Annotated in this window: 19 protein-coding genes; 14 read left to right on the top strand and 5 right to left on the bottom strand. The window is 55.8% G+C overall.

The features are described 5' to 3' along the window. Positions 1–27 precede the first annotated feature (27 nt). The 3 genes from HMPREF9452_RS00725 to HMPREF9452_RS00735 all read right to left on the bottom strand — a co-directional run bounded on the left by HMPREF9452_RS00725 (position 28) and on the right by HMPREF9452_RS00735 (position 2,723). Positions 28–720 carry a DUF3793 family protein gene (locus tag HMPREF9452_RS00725; RefSeq protein ID WP_009140174.1) on the bottom strand — a complete coding sequence of 231 codons (693 nt, stop codon included), beginning with the start codon at positions 718–720 and terminating at the stop codon, positions 28–30. Between the two features lie 205 nt (positions 721–925). Next, the gene (locus tag HMPREF9452_RS00730; protein ID WP_009140175.1) at positions 926–1,294 is read right to left on the bottom strand and encodes a YolD-like family protein; all 369 of its coding nucleotides are present in this window, start codon (positions 1,292–1,294) and stop codon (positions 926–928) included. Next, positions 1,287–2,723 (bottom strand): Y-family DNA polymerase, encoded by a 1,437-nt coding sequence (locus tag HMPREF9452_RS00735; RefSeq protein ID WP_040362076.1) that lies wholly within the window; start codon positions 2,721–2,723, stop codon positions 1,287–1,289. Before HMPREF9452_RS00735 ends, HMPREF9452_RS00730 begins: the two co-directional genes overlap by 8 nt. Before the next feature lie 143 nt (positions 2,724–2,866). On the opposite strand from HMPREF9452_RS00735, the gene HMPREF9452_RS00740 reads away from it, so the two are divergent. From HMPREF9452_RS00740 to HMPREF9452_RS00800, 14 genes are all read left to right on the top strand, one after another. Further along, positions 2,867–3,577: a phosphatase PAP2 family protein gene (locus HMPREF9452_RS00740; RefSeq protein WP_009140177.1), complete on the top strand. Its 711-nt coding sequence runs from the start codon at positions 2,867–2,869 to the stop codon at positions 3,575–3,577. A gap of 103 nt (positions 3,578–3,680) precedes the next feature. Further along, entirely contained in the window at positions 3,681–5,375 is a 1,695-nt protein-coding gene (pgi, locus tag HMPREF9452_RS00745) for a glucose-6-phosphate isomerase (RefSeq protein ID WP_009140178.1), read from the top strand. A 141-nt stretch (positions 5,376–5,516) separates the two neighbouring features. Further along, entirely contained in the window at positions 5,517–6,356 is an 840-nt protein-coding gene (locus HMPREF9452_RS00750) for a GntR family transcriptional regulator (RefSeq protein ID WP_009140179.1), read from the top strand. Further along, complete coding sequence (locus HMPREF9452_RS00755; RefSeq protein WP_009140180.1) at positions 6,310–7,014, top strand: GntR family transcriptional regulator; 705 nt, start codon at positions 6,310–6,312, stop codon at positions 7,012–7,014. The genes HMPREF9452_RS00750 and HMPREF9452_RS00755 overlap by 47 nt, the downstream gene beginning before the upstream one ends. A 199-nt stretch (positions 7,015–7,213) precedes the next feature. After that, positions 7,214–7,630: a PTS sugar transporter subunit IIA gene (locus HMPREF9452_RS00760; RefSeq protein WP_009140181.1), complete on the top strand. Its 417-nt coding sequence runs from the start codon at positions 7,214–7,216 to the stop codon at positions 7,628–7,630. Positions 7,631–7,645: 15 nt separating this feature from the next. After that, positions 7,646–8,107, top strand: coding sequence for a PTS sugar transporter subunit IIB (locus HMPREF9452_RS00765; RefSeq protein WP_009140182.1), 462 nt, complete (start codon positions 7,646–7,648; stop codon positions 8,105–8,107). 505 nt (positions 8,108–8,612) lie between these two features. Beyond that, positions 8,613–9,647, top strand: a complete 1,035-nt coding sequence (locus HMPREF9452_RS00770) for an SIS domain-containing protein (protein WP_009140183.1) — start codon at positions 8,613–8,615, stop codon at positions 9,645–9,647. A gap of 81 nt (positions 9,648–9,728) precedes the next feature. Continuing rightward, a complete protein-coding gene (locus HMPREF9452_RS00775; RefSeq protein WP_009140184.1) occupies positions 9,729–10,499 on the top strand; it encodes a PTS mannose/fructose/sorbose/N-acetylgalactosamine transporter subunit IIC in 771 nt (256 codons plus the stop codon). Further along, on the top strand, positions 10,499–11,356 hold the full coding sequence (locus HMPREF9452_RS00780) for a PTS system mannose/fructose/sorbose family transporter subunit IID (protein ID WP_009140185.1): 858 nt from the start codon (positions 10,499–10,501) through the stop codon (positions 11,354–11,356). Before HMPREF9452_RS00775 ends, HMPREF9452_RS00780 begins: the two co-directional genes overlap by 1 nt. 240 nt (positions 11,357–11,596) lie before the next feature. Continuing rightward, the gene (locus HMPREF9452_RS00785; RefSeq protein ID WP_009140186.1) at positions 11,597–12,433 is read left to right on the top strand and encodes a Cof-type HAD-IIB family hydrolase; all 837 of its coding nucleotides are present in this window, start codon (positions 11,597–11,599) and stop codon (positions 12,431–12,433) included. Positions 12,434–12,472: 39 nt separating this feature from the next. Further along, positions 12,473–13,135: an HAD family hydrolase gene (locus HMPREF9452_RS00790; protein WP_009140187.1), complete on the top strand. Its 663-nt coding sequence runs from the start codon at positions 12,473–12,475 to the stop codon at positions 13,133–13,135. Positions 13,136–13,357: 222 nt separating this feature from the next. Next, a complete protein-coding gene (locus tag HMPREF9452_RS11160; RefSeq protein ID WP_050797601.1) occupies positions 13,358–13,627 on the top strand; it encodes a hypothetical protein in 270 nt (89 codons plus the stop codon). Positions 13,628–13,669: 42 nt separating this feature from the next. Further along, positions 13,670–14,104, top strand: a complete 435-nt coding sequence (locus HMPREF9452_RS00795) for a PfkB family carbohydrate kinase (RefSeq protein ID WP_009140189.1) — start codon at positions 13,670–13,672, stop codon at positions 14,102–14,104. Between the two features lie 130 nt (positions 14,105–14,234). After that, positions 14,235–14,828 carry a GDSL-type esterase/lipase family protein gene (locus HMPREF9452_RS00800; protein WP_009140190.1) on the top strand — a complete coding sequence of 198 codons (594 nt, stop codon included), beginning with the start codon at positions 14,235–14,237 and terminating at the stop codon, positions 14,826–14,828. An 83-nt stretch (positions 14,829–14,911) separates the two neighbouring features. Here the strand turns inward: HMPREF9452_RS00800 and HMPREF9452_RS00805 are convergent, their stop codons facing one another. Next, positions 14,912–15,670 carry a TatD family hydrolase gene (locus HMPREF9452_RS00805; RefSeq protein ID WP_009140191.1) on the bottom strand — a complete coding sequence of 253 codons (759 nt, stop codon included), beginning with the start codon at positions 15,668–15,670 and terminating at the stop codon, positions 14,912–14,914. Between the two features lie 8 nt (positions 15,671–15,678). Then, positions 15,679–16,548 carry a tRNA threonylcarbamoyladenosine dehydratase gene (locus tag HMPREF9452_RS00810; RefSeq protein WP_009140192.1) on the bottom strand — a complete coding sequence of 290 codons (870 nt, stop codon included), beginning with the start codon at positions 16,546–16,548 and terminating at the stop codon, positions 15,679–15,681. Positions 16,549–16,575 lie beyond the last annotated feature (27 nt).

Raw genomic sequence — 16,575 nt, forward strand, 5'->3', positions numbered from 1 at the left:
TTCTTCTCGCCCCGCATCGGGGGTTTCCTACATGGCGGCGACCGCGAGGGATCCCAGGTCGCGGCCGCTGCGGTACGCGGATGTGGTGTCTGCCGTGCACCGCTTGTACCGCGCGAACGTTTCCAACGCGCTGCTGACGTTCGCGTAGACTTTCCACTGGCCAAACGCCAGGTAGCGCTCGCCCTTGTGGCGGATGAAACCGGCGACGTCTTCATAGGGGTATCCCAAGAAGTAGCCGATCTCATGGGGGAAGTCTTTCTTGCAGCGGCCGCCGGCGTGCTTGCAGGTCATGGGGCAGTCCGCTTTCTCGCCGCGCGGTGCTGCCTCGCCTCCCAGGCGCTGCGCCAGGCGGTCAAGGTCGCGCTCGAGGTCGCTTGCGGTGTAGCCCATCTCCCTTAAAGGGCGCGCCGCATGCGGGTCCGCGATCCAGCGCCTAAGCATGGCCGGTCGGTAGACGTACACCAGCGCCCCGCATGATCTCCAGGTGAGAACGCGCAGCGAGATGCCGCTTGGTGCGAGCGCCTTGGCGCATGGTTTCAGCTCTTCAAGGAGCCTCGTGCGGTTCGAGCGTGCCAGCCCTTGCTTATCGACGTGCTCGCCCTGCGCCAAAAAGACGCCGGGAAACGTGAACAGGCATGCCGGCTTAAGGCCGGCGAGCATGGGCGAGCAGTTGCGAACGATCGCGGCTTCAAGTGCCTGCTTGGTGATCTCGCGCGTCATGGTCCCCCTTTGGTCGCATGCAAGTTAGACAGGGATAACTTAAATGAGAGCAATGTCTCCGTTAAGAAGAAAGCTAGATAAAGCAAACAAATCTTTCTGGATGAGAAGCCAGTGGAGACCGTAAGCCACGGCGCTGCATAATACGACGGCTTGTTTATGTCCGTTGCGGGCTGCCGCGACGGGGGATAAGAGACGCGCGGGACGCCTATTCGGAGCGGCCTACGATCTCTACCGAGAGCACGTCCGCAAAGGGAATGTCCATATGCTCCAGCCGCATCTTTCTCAGCGTCGCATCGATTTGACGGACGATGTCTGTTCGTGATACATAGCCGTCGCGCTCGTAGTAGCGCACACGCACCAGGTCCCCGCGGTGAACCTGCGCCAGCACGTTGTCAAGCTCGGCGGCTTCCTCGTCCGTAAGCTCATGGCGCTCCTCGATCACGCGTTGCATCTCGCGAATCATCTGGTAGTAGCCCGTGAGCGCTGCGAAGGGCATAAACTGCTGGGCGCGGTCCGCACGCGGTCTGCCGCCGCGGGTGTGGCCCGGCTGCTCGCGGTCTAAGCTATTAGGCACGGTGTCCTCCCACCTGTTCGTTGCGCTCGCGCCCGGTGGCACCTTGTTTAAAGCTGGTTCCCTTAAGCAGGGCGTTCTTGCCGTAGCGCTGCTTCACGCTCAGCACCGCCTCCTGCAGGCTGCGCTCCTCCGCCTCGGCCTCGAGGTCCGTAAACAGGTTATAGGTTGCAAATTCCTCCGGCAGCAGGTTGCCAAAGCCTATGTTTACCCGGCGAATGGCGCGCCTGGGGTCGATGGTTTGGTCAAACAGCTGTTCAAAGCAGGGCATGAGGCTTTTGAACGAGCTTGTCCTCTCGCTTAGTTTTCGCTGCCCGCCGCCGTGCTCGAAGGCGCCGTAGCCCGCCGCCGGCCTGGTCCCGTGCTCTCCGCGGAACAGAGGTCCTCCCTGCATGCGGCCGCGCCCCTTTCCGATCATGACCGTGTCGTCCAGCGCGCTATGCGTCTTGAAATCGATACAGGTAGAAGGGATATTCCGGTTGGGCGCCTCGTCGCGGCCGTAGCCCACGTAGAGCGAGATCTGGTCGCACACCACCTTACGCTCCACCAGGTCGAGCACGGAGGTGTCCACCATCTCGCGCATCACGGTGCGGGCTTCTTCAAAACTGTAATCGCGTGAGAGCACCTGTCCGTTCATCAGCGAGGTTGCCTGGGGTCGGTAGGCGTGTATCTGGGCGATGGTGCACGGCTCGATGCCGTGAGCGTGGTCGATGAGGTATTCCGCGTTGACGCCAAGCTCGCGGTAGAGGATGCTCTCATCCAGCGCGGCTACGCCCATAAGGTCCTCTACATGGTATTTTGCCAGCCGTGCCGCGATGCCGGGGCCAATACCCCAGATATCGGTGATGGGGCGGTGCCGCCAAATGGTGCGCCTGAACTCGTCTTGGTCAAGTTCCCCTATGCCATCGTCCACGTGCTTGGCGGTGATATCCAGCGCGACTTTCGCGAGAAACAGATTGGGGCCTATGCCGGCTGTGGCGTAGATGCCCGTGCGCGACCGCACGGTGTCCATAAGGGTCTTGGCGAACCCGCGCGCGGTTTGGCGATAGAGCTTAAGGTAGGGGGTCGCATCGATGAAGCACTCGTCCACCGAATAGGCATGGATGTCTTCCGGGCTCACGTATTCCAGGTAAATGCCGTAGATCTGCGCCGAGACCTCCATGTAATGGCGCATGCGCGGTTTGGCCATTATGTAGTCGACTCCGGGCGGAATCTCAAATATACGGCAGCGGTTGTGAATGCCCAGCCTTTTCATGGCGGGGGTGATGGCCAGGCAGATGGTGGTGTGGCTGCGGTCCGGGTCCGCTACCACTAGGTTGGTGGTAAAGGGGTCGCACCCTCGGTCGACGCATTCGACCGAGGCGTAGAACGTTTTGAGGTCAATACATATATAGGTCTTCTGTGCCACGGCGCCTCCCTTACACGAACACATGTTTTGTAGAACTACTGTTCGATAGTACTCTTATACGCGTGGAACGTCAAAGCCTTTTGCTACAATGCCCTGCAACGTATACGACCCTTAGGCTGCGGAGCGGTTGGCGCTTAAACCGATCCCGCATTTACAAGGAGCTGTCTATGAAGCAATTTGACGAGCAGAGCCCGTTGGCGCCTCGCGAGCGCGAGAAGATGGCGGGTCGCGTGGCGAGCGCTGCGAGGAATAACAAGACGATTCTCTTGGTGACCGCATGCGCCGCGATCTTTTTAGGCCTGCTCTCATATGTCCTGCGAGGCGAGGTGATGAAGCTCGACCAGATGGCCTACTGGCTTGTGGTCGAAACCCTTCGTTCAGACTGGTTGACGCCCATCATGGAGTCGTTCTCCGCGCTGGCGACCCCGGTCTCGCTTATCGCCATGCTCTTGGTAATCGCCGCCTTTGCACCGGGTAAGCGTCCCGGTTGGTTTTGCACGGTCAACCTTGCTCTTGCGGTTTTGCTGAACGTGGTGCTCAAGACATTGATACAGCGCCCGCGGCCCGAAGGATTCCGTTTGGTGGTAGAGTCGGGCTTCAGCTTTCCCTCGGGCCACTCCATGGCAGCTATGGCGTTCTTTGGGCTGATCGTCTGGATGGTGTGGCACTACGAGCAGGACCGTCGCCAGCGCCTTCTGCTGACGGTCGCGTTCAGCGCGGTGATCGTTATGATCGGCATCAGCCGAATCTACCTTGGCGTCCACTACGCTTCCGACGTGCTTGGAGGCTTTTGCGCATCGATCATCTGGCTGGTGTTCTATACCAAGTTGGCGGCGCCCGCGTTTCTGGGCGAGGACGGGCTGCGCGAGGTGCAATAGGGATACAATAGAGATGTTGGACATTCGGCCTCGTACGGGAGGGCCGTCCAGCGGGGCGGGCGCCTGAGCCTGCTCCATCGCGTCCATTACAAGGAGGAAGCATATGACAACCGTCTCCGCGCCCATCGATGCGACCAAGACCCCCGCGTGGGCTGCGTTGCAGAAGCATCATGACGAGCTGGTCTCCCAGGGTATCAGCCTGAAGGATTGGTTCGCTGCCGATCCCGATCGCGTGGCCAAGCTGAGCTATGACCTGGGCGATCTGCACTTCGACCTTTCCAAGAACCTCATTACCGACGAGACCGTCAAGCTTTTGCTCGACCTTGCTTCCGAGCTGGGCATCGAGGCCCGTCGCGACGCCATGTTCGCCGGCGAGCACATCAACACCACTGAGGACCGCGCCGTTCTCCATACCGCGCTGCGCCGCCCCGCAAGCGATGCCGGCACCTTGATGGTTGACGGCCAGGACGTCGTTGCCGACGTGCACGAGGTCCTCGACCGCATGTATGCCTTCGCAGAGCGCGTCCGCTCCGGTGAGTGGAAGGGCGTCTCCGGCAAGCGCATCGAGCATGTGCTGTCCATCGGTATCGGTGGTTCCGACCTTGGCCCGGTCATGGTGTACGAGGCCCTGAAACCCTATGCTGACGCCGGCATCGATTGCACCTACGTCTCCAATATCGACCCCAACGACATGGCCGAGAAGGTCAAGGGCCTCGACCCTGAGACCACGCTGGTGATCGTCGTCTCCAAGACCTTCACAACGCTCGAGACCCTTACCAACGCGCGCGAGGCTAAGACCTGGATGCTCAAGAGCTTGCGCGACGCCGGCGTTATCGACGGCACGCCCGAGCAGGACGCCGAGGCGATTCGCCGTCACTTTGTCGCCGTGTCCACCGCGCTTGACCTGGTTGCGGATTTTGGCATCGATCCCGAGAACGCTTTTGGTTTTTGGAGCTGGGTTGGCGGTCGCTACTCCGTCGACTCCGCTGTGGGCCTGTCCCTTATCGTTGCACTGGGGCCGGAGCGCTTCCAGGGCTTCCTCGAGGGCTTCCATGAGGTGGACCAGTACTTTGTCAACACCCCGTTCGACAAGAACGTTGTTGCGCTCATGGGCCTTTTGAACGTTTGGTACGTCAATTTCTTTGGCGCCGAGAGCCACGCCGTTTTGCCGTACAACCAGTACCTGCACCGCTTCCCGGCTTACCTGCAGCAGCTGACCATGGAGTCCAACGGCAAGCATGTCCGCTGGGACGGCACCCCCATCACCACCGCTACCGGCGAGATCTTCTGGGGCGAGCCGGGTACCAACGGCCAGCACGCCTTCTACCAGCTTATCCACCAGGGCACCCGTATGGTCCCCGCTGACTTCATCGCGTTTGTGAATACCCCCAACGCGGTCGAGGACAACGGCCAGGACGTCCACGAGCTGTTCCTGGGTAACTTCCTTGCCCAGACAAAGGCCCTCGCTTTTGGTAAGACCGCTGACGAGGTACGCGCCGAGGGCACTGCCGAGTGGATGGTTCCCGCCCGCTGCTTCGAGGGCAACCGTCCCACAACGTCCATCTTTGGCGTCGACCTCACCCCGCACGCGCTGGGCGCCCTTATCGCCCTGTACGAGCACATTACCTTTATCGAGGGTACGGTCTGGGGAATCGATTCTTACGACCAGTGGGGCGTTGAGTTGGGCAAGCAGCTTGCCAAGCAAATCACCCCTGCCTTTCATGATGATGAGGCCCTGGATACCCAGGATGCTTCTACTAAGGCTTTGATTGAGTTCTATCGCGCAAATCGCCGCTAATACGTCTCAAGACTGCATAGTTTAACCAAAAAGGGCAACGGTGCCAGAATTATCGGTACCGTTGCCCTATTTAGTATGGACAACATTACATAGTACGTTATCTTATTATGTATTATGTTAAATCTTTCCATAGGGGTTGCTGTGATAACTTCAGCCAGTGCGGTCCCTCTGTATTTGCAGGTTGCAAGGGACTTGAAAAATCGAATCGAAAAAGGGGAGTTCTCCGCAAATGGAGCGATTCCCTCCGAGACCGTTCTTTGTTCCGATTATGACGTCAGCCGAGCGACGGTGCGCAAAGCGATTCAAACGCTTATCGATGATGACGTTTTGGATGTTCGTCATGGTAAGGGTGTTTTTGTCAGGCAAGCAAAGGTCACATCGAGTTTGAGCACGTTTAAGGGCTTTAGTCATTTCTGTAACATTAACAATATAGAGTTATCCTCAAATGTCTTGGTATTAGCCCTTATCGATCCCCCGTCTACGGTCTCCCATTACCTTCGTCTTAAAGAAGGGGAGAAGACCGTATATCTTAAACGCATCCGATCCATTGACCGCATCCCTGTGATGATCGAGCACATCTTTCTTCCCGCATCCCGTTTTTCCTTTTTGCTGGATATCGATATGAACGATGCTTCCCTCTACTCGGTTATAGAACGGGAAACCGGCCTTAAGCTGGAGGATAATTGTTTCCCATCCATTGTCTTGGAGGCAGGGCTCGCCACTGAAGAGGAAAAGGCCCTCCTTGGCGTGCAGGGCGAAGCCGCGATGTTCATATTAACCGAAACCGTATATATGAGCACCGGGTCCCCTGTTCATTATTCCAAACAAGTGATGCTTGGCGATTATTTCAAGTTTTTTTCTCAAATAAGGCTAACCAACTGGGTGTTAACTGGGAAAGCCTTGAGGAACGCGAAGGTAGAAAGTAGATGTCATCATGGTGAAGGCGATGAGTGCAGTCCCTCTATACAAGCAGATTGTTAACGATCTTATGGAAAAGATTGACGGCGGCGTGTTCAAAGAGGGAGACAAACTACCTACGGAAACTGACCTTATGGATCAGTATGACGTTAGTAGAATCACGGTGCGCGCTGCCATCAAGGAACTCGAAGATGCTGACATGGTTGAAAGGACCAGGGGAAAGGGTACTTTTGTGACCATGAAGCGCGATACGTATGCCGCTGACGATAGGGAGAGTTTTACCCATTCTTGCATGTTGTCCGGAAAGAAGCCCTCTACCAAAGTGCTCCAAGCTGGATGGGTATACCCGTCTCTTAAGGACATGCGCTTCCTAGGTGTGCGTGAGGACGAGAACATTCTTCAAACAAGAAGGCTTCGTCTGGTCGATGGCGTTCCGACTGTTTTGGAAACCAACAGTTATGCCCCATCCCTTTCCTTTCTTGATCACGAGGATTTATCCGGCTCGCTTTTGGAGGTTCTTGAAAGTCATGGGGTATCGCTCGGATCGAATGAGAGAACTTTACAGGTCTGCTTTGCCAACGGTTATGAGGCGGAGAATCTTAATGTTGAGACTGGTGCCGCCTTGCTTTTGTTTGTCGACAAGCGATGTGATTCAGAAGGACAGCCGATTTTTCTTTCACGACAGGTGTATTGCACTGAGCGTTTGAAATTCTATCTTTAAGCAGTATTTATAGTTGCTTGTGGGCGCGTTTTGCTTGTTGCATACGCGCCTTTTTGCCGTTTACGGGTAATTGCTTGCCATTTGCGGATGATGAAAAGAACGAGATTGACCTCATAAAAAATATTTGCATACTACTAATAACAATACAAAATAATACGTAGTATACATTTAAGTAATTGAAGAAAGATGAGGTTGCTATATGAGGAAATTGCTTCTCGCCAGTCATGGTCCCCTAGCGAGAGCCATGCGAGAAACCGTTCAGATGTTCTGCGGAGAGGATTCGCGAATCAATGTCCTTTGTGCATATGTTGATTCCGAATCCATGGATGTAGAGGCGCTGATAGATTGTTGGGAAGAGGGCCGCGAGGACGGGGACGAATGGGTCATCGTTACTGATATTTATGGAGGGTCGGTCAACAACGCGTTCATGAGTCGTCTTGGCGACCAGTCGATTCGCCTCGTTGCCGGTATGTCTCTCCCATTGGTACTCGAGGTTCTTGTAAGTCTCGACTCGCTCGATGATAAGGGGCTGGAAGATTTGGTAGATAGGATAGGTAAGAGCGGAACTAAGTTATGCGTTGTTCCAAAAGAAGCTGAAGCAGATGATGAGTTCTAATAAGGAAGGTTAACAATGATTACTCTGCTTAGGGTTGATTATCGACTGATTCATGGTCAGGTTGCGATGACGTGGACGCAGGAACTCGGCACCGATTGCATCCTTGTCGCCAGCGACGCTGTTGTAAAAGATGACGTTCGCAAAAATACGCTTAAATTGGCACGTCCGTCGGGCGTGAAGCTCGTTATCAAATCTATCGATGATTCCATTAAGGCGCTATCAAGTGGCGTAACCGATAAATATCGGCTGTTCATCGTTGTTGAGAGCATTGAGGATGCTTATAGGCTCGCTAAGGGTTTTGATGCGATAACCCATATAAATATCGGAGGCACTAAGCCGCGCAAAGAGGCGATACATCGACTTTCTCCAACGGTGTTTGCGAGCGACGCCGATCTCGAGATGATAGATGAGCTCAAGTCGGCGGGAATCGAGATGGAGATCAGGCAGGTTCCGAGAGACCAGAAAATCGAGCTGTAGTCCATTGCCTTTCGTGATATTTGCCCCCCGGCTCTTGAACGGGGCGGTATCGTAAGATTGTTCTGACCAGATTTACAAAGTTCCGTCCCGTCTTTTGCGTTAGGCAGAAGGCGGGACGGTTTCGTTTTTCTATATGCGCATTGAAAAGAGCGGCCAAAAATAAAAATCTGGGCGATAAAAGATACGGTGGTTGCCGGTCGCATATTATGTGCCATCTAGTTACGTACTGCAGATGGTTTAAAAAGATCTATATAACTATTACGACTATATGTCTTTCTGTGTTTTGCAACGATATACCGTTTACGGCAAGTTGAGACAATTGAAATATGCAGGTAAATGCGTTGGTAGGAATAATGAACACCGTTCGCGGAACTAATAGTATTACAGCTTTGATATCGATACGTTATATTACATAATACAGACAACGAAGAGCCCACCAGAACAGAGAAAGAAGCAGGGGTGGGGGATTCAAAGGCAAGGCAGCACAAATAAAGGAGGAAATGCCATGTTCAACTTTGATGTTCCGCGTTATGAGAAGGTTGTCGGCGATGCACTCGCCCTTCGTCCCCGGATCGACAAGGCCGTGGATGAGATCTGCGAGCAGGGTTATTCCAACATCTTCTTCATCGGCTGCGGTGGCACCTGGGCCCACACCCTTCCCATGCAGTACTGGTTCGATACCACCACGTCCAAGATCGAGACCCACTGCGTAATCGCTGCCGAGTTCCTTGCTATGGGCCACAAGCGTTTCAACAAGGATTCCGTTTGCGTCTTCTCCACTCGTACCGGCACCACGCCCGAGATCATCGAGGCGGCGAAGTACTGCCAGGAGCACGGTGCCCGTACCGTGATGTACGTTTCCAACGATAATACCCCCGCGACTGAGTACGCCGATTATAAGTTCTTCAGCTTTGCCGAGGACGACGTGCTGTGCGAGGCGATTTACACCTATCAGATCACCATGCTCGCACGCTTCCTCAAGAACGCCGGCGACTTCGCTGACTACGACACCTTTATGGATGAGTTCGCCCAGATCACTCCGTACCTCATCAAGGCCAAGGAGACTTACGAGGCTCCTGCCAAGGCCATGGCCGAGGACTTCAAGGACGTTGACTACCACATGGTCGTTGGCTCTGGAATGCTTTGGGGCGAGGCCTACGATTACGCCATGTGCATCCTCGAGGAGATGCAGTGGATCAAGACCAAGTCGATTCACGCGGCTGAATTCTTCCACGGCACCATCGAGCTGTGCGAGAACGACACCAGCATCATCATGCTCTATGGCGAGGATGAGACCCGTCCGCTGATGGACCGTGTTATGAACTTCACCAAGTTGCTTGAGGACGAGAAGGGCGTTAAGGTTAAGGTCAACACCTTCGACACTTCCACCGTCGAGCTGCCTTTCTCCAAGCCCGAGTTCCGCAAGATCGTCTCCCCGCTGGTTATCTACACCATCACCGAGCGTCTTAGCTGCCACCTGGAGAATGTGCGAAACCACCCGCTGACCACTCGCCGCTACTATCACCAGATGAATTACTAAGGCAGGCGTCATCCAATCGTTGGTCCGGGTTTGAAGGGTTCTCTTCAATCCGGGCCATCGGTGTTTTTTAAGGGGATCAAAATGGTCGTGCAATATATACTCATTGCGCTGGTCGCGTTTGTCGCGTCGATGGACGAGCAGCTATTCGGAATTACCATGCTCGGTCGTCCTCTGTTCACCAGCCTTTTCGTCGGCCTTATTCTTGGTGATGTTCAGACGGGCTGCATCGTCGGCGCCGCTTTGGAATCGATGTTCATGGGCGCCATTATGGTCGGTGCCGCAGTGCCTCCCGAGGTCTACGCATCCGGCGTTCTTGGCTGCGCATTTGCCATTATTACGGGTGCGGGTACCGCAGCCGCCGTGGCACTTGCCTTGCCTGTTTCGGTTTTTCTCCAGGTCTGGAGGAATTTTTGCTATGCGGTTCCGGGTGCTTTCGCGAGCAAAAAGATTGATGCAGCACTCGCGGATAGGAATCTAGCGAAGGCGAATTTCTACCATCTCACTATCGTTCCGCTTTCCATCGGCATCCCATCCGCCCTTCTGGTTTTCGGTTCGCTCTTTTTTGGCGCCGATCTTATCAACAACGCCCTCAACGCTATCCCGCAGTTCGTCATGGATGGTCTTAACGTTGCCTCAGGTGTCCTTGCTTGCGTTGGTTTCGCTCTGCTTATCAGAACCATGTCGAACGCAAAGCTGCTTCCGTTTTTGTTCATCGGCTTCATCATGGTGGTCTATCTGAACATGGACGTTATCGGCGTTGCCGCTGCTGCCACGTGCATCGCTCTGCTCATCGTATTTAACAAGAGCGCCGATAGGTCTCAGGCTACCGAGGTGGAAGAGGAGGATTTCTAATGTGCGGCTACGAGAACGCCACCGGGGCGAGGGATCATTCCGGTCAAGATAAGATCATGACTCCGGATATATACCGCAGTATGTTCTTAAGGCAATTTACCAGTCAGTGCTCCCAATCCTACGACAAGATGATGGCCTACGGCTTCATGTTCACATTGGAGAAGCCGCTTCGCAAGATTTATCCCGATGATGACGATTATTACGCCGCCCTCGACCGGCATACGGAGTTTTTCAACATGACTCCGCACATTCTGCCCTTTGTCGCCGGCTTGTCGGTGTCTATGGAGGAACAGGCGGCCAAGGATCCCACTTTCGATACATCATCGATCAATGCGATTAAAGTGGGACTGATGGGCCCCCTATCGGGTATTGGCGATTCATTTTACTGGGGCACGTTCCGTGTCGTTGCCGCTGGTATAGGTATTGGTCTTGCCGCTACCGGCAATCCCTTGGGACCGATTATCTATGCATTGATCTACTCCGTTATCAATATCGCTACGCGAATCGGAACGGCGCATCTCGGCTACAATGTCGGAACCAAGTTTCTCCAGCAGTCCGCAAGCGGCAATCTGATGGACAACCTTACCTATGGAGCGGGCGTCCTTGGCATGACCGTTGTTGGGGCGATGATTGCCACCATGGTTTCCCTCAGCACCTCTATGGTGTTCAACATCGGAGGATCTGAAATCGAGCTCCAGTCTTTGTTTGACGCCGTGTTCCCGGGCATCCTGCCTTTGATTGCAACGTTTACCTGTGTATGGCTCTATAAAAAGGGAGTCAAGACCATTTGGATTATCCTCGGCATTTTTGCAATCTGCATTTTGGGTACTTGGCTCGGAGTCTTCGCTGCAGCCTAACCCATTTATAGTGGTCAGGGTGCTTAAACCCTTCGCGCATCATCTTTCGAGATTTTAATGCCTTCTATTAGTTATATGGGCGGCACGTATCGTCTCGAGAGTTGATGCGCTTGCTTTCGCTGTAAAGGTAAGGATAGGTTTACGGGTGCATATGTGCGTCGGGCTTTAGCGAACTCGCGCAATTATGTAGAATCGAAACAAAGTCTTGGAACGTACTAAAAGGGGAGAAGAGAAGCATCTATGGCTATTCGCGCGATCGCGCTCGATATTGATGGAACGCTGACAAACGATCAAAAGGTCATCACGCCACGCACTAAGAAGGCGCTGATGGATGCGCAGGAGGCGGGTATAAAGCTCATCCTCTCTTCCGGTCGTCCCGTCCACGGCCTGCGTGCGCTTGCGCACGAGCTCGAGCTCGACCGTCACAATGGCTTGCTGGTCGCGTTCAACGGCGCGCAGGTACGCGATGCCAGCACGGGCGAGGTGCTCTATGATCAGGCTATTTCTGCTGACCTTGCACGCGAGGTGCTGGTTCACATGAAGAAGTTCGACGTCATCCCCATGCTGGTCGATGGCGACCGCCTCTACATTGAGGATGCGTATAACTGCACCATCTACAGCGGCGGCGAGCCCAAGAACATAATCAAGTACGAACGCGATGCATGCAACCTTCGCCTGCATGAGGTGCGCGATCTGGCAGAGTGGTGCACGGTTCCGCAGAATAAGATTCTCACCGCCGGAACGGGCGAGTATCTTCAGAAGAACTACCAGGAGATGGCGGCGCCCTTTAGCGATCGTTTGAGTTGCATGTTCACGGCCGAGTGGTATTTTGAATTTACCGACCGGGGTATCGACAAGGGCCGTGCGCTCTCGTTTGCCCTGCCGCGCTGCGGTATCGACCCCAGCGAGATGGCGGCGTTTGGCGATGGCCAAAACGATCGAGCCATGATTGAGCTCGCCGGCGTGGGTGTTGCTATGGGTAACGCCATTGATGAGCTCAAGAGCGTGGCGGATATGGTTTGCGGCACCAACAACGAGGATGGCATCGCGGGTGCTCTTGAAGAGCTTTTGGCATAGCGGCGATATCTGTTTGACGAGTACAGAGGATGGATGGCAATGGCTGACAAGACGTTTCCCTACAAGGCCGTTATCTTTGATATGGATGGCGTGATCGTCGATACCGAGGCGTACTATCAGCGCGAGCAGCGCAGGTTTGTGAACGAGATGGGGCTGAACGTTTCCGACCAGGAGATTTTGGACCTGGTTGGCCAGTCGCACCAAACGTTTCAGCGCGTGCTGGCGGACTGGTGGTCGCGCGCAGGTCGCGAGCTGACTTTGGACGCCGCGGAGCAAACGTATAGGGACTGGGAGGCGCTGCATCCTTGCGACTACAAGGCGATTTTGAACCCCGGCGTCGCCGACACCATTGACGAGCTGCGCTCGCGGGGTGTTCGCGTGGCGCTGGCTTCGTCTTCGCCCATGGACAGCATCTTAGCCGTTCTTGAAGCGTGCGATCTTTCTGATAAGTTCGAGCTTATTGTAAGCGGCAGGGACTTCCATGAGAGCAAGCCCAACCCCGCCATCTATCTCTACACTATCGAGAAGCTTGATCTCGATGCATCCGAATGCTGCTGCATCGAGGACTCCGTACCCGGTATCGCCGCTGGTAAGGCGGCGGGCCTTACCGTGTTCGCCAAGCGCGAGGATCGCTTTGGGTTCTCACAGGATAGGGCGGATGCCATCATCGACCAAATTTCGGATATCCTGGGTATCGCTTAGCCCTATCGCTTGCATTCTCAAGGCACTAATTTTCATCTCAGCCGCCCTTGCTCTAGTTGTGGAGTAAGGGCGATTTTAATTAGTGCTGCAAAAACACAGAACAACATAGGATGAATCTACGCCATACTATCCGCATTCAGATGATCGATAGGAGGCGTTATGCGATTCGTCAACATCAAGGCAGAGGTTGACCCGGCGGATTAGCTGTGGTTCCGCGCCGTTTTGTGGGTCATCTTTACCGCTGTGGGCATTGCCTGGACCATGCGCTACGCGTGCCGCGTTAAGCTCGATCCCAAGTCCTCGATAACGTATGAGGACGATAAGCAGAAGCGCATCGAGTTCGCCGTCGCCGATGCTTCCGCTGAGGAGGACGGAGACCGTATCTTCCTTGGGTCTAATGAGGACGGTATCCGCGGTGATATGCGTTACGTGATCGACCGTTTCGCCGCCGAATACGTTCGCGGCTTTGATTTGGTGCACAGCGGAAGCTGATGCTTCACCGAGCGAGAGCTGCCTAAGATCAAAGCTGCCGGCGTGCCTATCAGCTTCGATTTCTCCGATGACTCGACCGATGAGTACTTCGAGCAGATAGCGCCGTTTGTGACCTATGCCTTTATGCCGATGGGCGATGCGTCCCTGGAGGATATCAAGTCGAAACTCGAATGGGTGAAGGCTCTGGGTCCCCAGATAGTATGCGCGTCGCGCGGCAGCAAGGGCTCCGTTGCATACGATGGAGAAAACTTCTACGAGCAGGGCATCAAGCCCGTCGCGCCCGAGGACCTCAAGGATGCCATGGCGGCCGGCGACTCGCTGCTAACGGCGTTCTTGGTTACCTACCTCTCAAAGCAGAAGGCGGGCGAGGGCGGCGCGGACGCGATTCGCGAGAGTCTGGACTTCGCTGCGAGCTTTGCTGCCGAGACCTGCAAGGTCGAGGGCAGTTGGGGCCATCCGCTGGTATACGAGAACTAGGTTGCTCGCCGAGCCCGACCACGTTGCGTGGTCGGGCATTTTGCTTATGCGCACTCGTTCCGGTCGCGCTACCATTGGCGGCGTGTTACGGTTTCATTCATGTGCTGATCCTTGTTGCGAGGAGGAGCTTATGGCTATTAAAACGGTACTGTGCTTTGGTGACAGCAACACCTTTGGATATGACCCTCAGGGTGTAGCGAGCGGTACAAGGTTTCGCTATCCGGTCGATGTGCGCTGGCCCGGAGTTCTACAAGGGCTGCTGGGGCCTGATTGGCGGATTGTCGAGGAGGGGCTTTGCGGCCGCACCACGGTGCATCGAGATCCCTTTGAAGGCGGCCTGTGCGGTTTGGACGAGTTGCCGGTGGCGCTCGCCAGCACCCAGCCTATAGACTGCATTGTTTTGATGCTGGGCACCAATGACATGAAGACCTGCTTCAATCTTGCCGCGAACGACATCGCCCGCGGTGTCGAGTCCCTTGTGCTTGCCATCAAGCGTTTTCCCTGGGCGGTCGGCTGCCGGGAGCCAATGATCCTCGTTGTGTCTCCGCCGCATATCGGCGAAGGCGTTCGCAACGTGGTCCTTTCATCTTTTGGCGAGCATTCGGTGCGCGTTTCGCATGAGGTTGCGGAAGCGTATCGCGCGCGGTTGCGGATGAGCAGGGGTGCGCATATCTGGATGCGTCCAAGGTGTGCGAGCCCAGTCCTATCGACCATATCCATATGACCCCTCAAGGGCATGGGGAGCTGGCTCGCGAGGTCGCTAAAGCTATCGGGGAGATGTTCTCGTCCTTATGCGCCGCGCCGTGATTATCCTAGGAGCTCCTGGCTGGTTTGCGCTATGCTGCCGGCTAGGAGCTCTTTTCGCTCTATTCGGATATCGTCCAATACATCGAGCGTCTGCGTTAGCTCACCGGCAAGGGCCTGCGCGTCGCCCTGGTCTCCAAGCTCCTTTGGCGCATCGGTTTCAAGCAGCAGCTTGTCCAGCGGAATCTGCCGTGCGTATTCGCGCCCGCGCTTGGTGGCGAGCATGCGCGCATTGACGGAAAAGTAGCAGCCCAAAGCGCGGGCTCGGGCAAGCTCGTCGCTGGTGCCCGAGAACCAGTGGAAGATGCATGTCGAGTTGTGCGGCATGTCAAAGCGCTGCAGGGTGTCGAGCGCCTCGCTTGCCGCGCGTACGGCATGGATGGAGATGACTCGTCCCGTCACGGGATGCTCTGCGCAAGATTGGATGATCCAGTCGAATGCTTCTTGCTGCTGCGGTGCGGTCGCCATGCGCCCGCCGCTGAAGTCGAGACCGATCTCGCCCACAAAACGCGACGCGGCGCACATGAGCGCCGCCCGTGCAACGTCCTCTTCACCGCAGGCTCCGTTAGCGATCCACCAGGGATGCAGGCCGCATGCGGTGCGTACGTTGGCGTGATGATTCAGCCGCGCGGACCCGTTGGCATCGGTAGGGGAGACCGTCACGTTGAGCAGGACAAGACCTAGCTGCTCTGCCCGTTTCGCTACCTGGTCCGCGTTCGGCATGGAACCAAGGTGGCAGTGCATGTCATACAAATGCTCCATGTCGCGGATCACGACTTCTTTTTGGACGATGGCCCCTTGCGCCCCGCAAGCGCCCCGCGCCGCGCGGCATCATGCATGGCGAGTGCTGCGGCGGTATCGGACTGCGTGCCTACGCCGGATATTTGGCGAATGACCTCGCCCGCGATCATCTGGCCCATGATGGGCGGCATGAAAGACGCCGTGCCCAGGTCGCTGCGCTCGCTGCGTGCCGCGCCCTCGCGCGCCTTGAGGTGCATGGGCTCTTCGCAAGAGTAGAGCACTTTAAGATGGCGGATTCCGCGCTTTCGGCACTCTTTGCGCATGATGCGCGAGAGCGAGTCGTTAACCGTTTTATGGACGTCGGCGATGCGCAGACATTCTGGGTGCAACTTGTTGGCGCCCCCCATGGAGCTTATGAGCGGCAGGCTTCGCTCTTGGGCGAGCTTGGCGATGGCGAGCTTGGTCGAGACGGTATCGATGGCGTCCACAATGTAGTCAAAAGGTCCGCCGCATTCGCGTTCCAGCTGAGCCAGGAGTTCCTCAATGTTATCCGCGAGCACAAATGAATGGCGGGCTATCACGCGGCAGCGCGGGTTGATGTCGCGGATCATCTCTTCCGTCACGTCGATTTTGCGACGGCCGATGGTGCTGTGGTATGCGATTGCCTGGCGGTTGATGTTGCTGGGGGCCACCACGTCTTTGTCGACGATGGCGAGAGTGCCCACGCCGCCGCGCGCCAGGGCTTCAATGCAGTTGGAGCCCACGCCGCCGCAGCCAAAGACCGCTACGCGGGCTTGGTTTAAACGCTTGACGCCGTCTTCGCCCAATATGACCTCGAGCTTGGTGGTCATGGTCTCTGCGGGCTGGTTGTCGGCTTGCGTTGTTTGCTGCTGCGCCATCGGCTTCCCTTCGTAGCGAATGCTTAT

This window comes from Collinsella tanakaei YIT 12063, from assembly GCF_000225705.1.
In the GTDB taxonomy this organism is placed as follows: domain Bacteria; phylum Actinomycetota; class Coriobacteriia; order Coriobacteriales; family Coriobacteriaceae; genus Collinsella; species Collinsella tanakaei.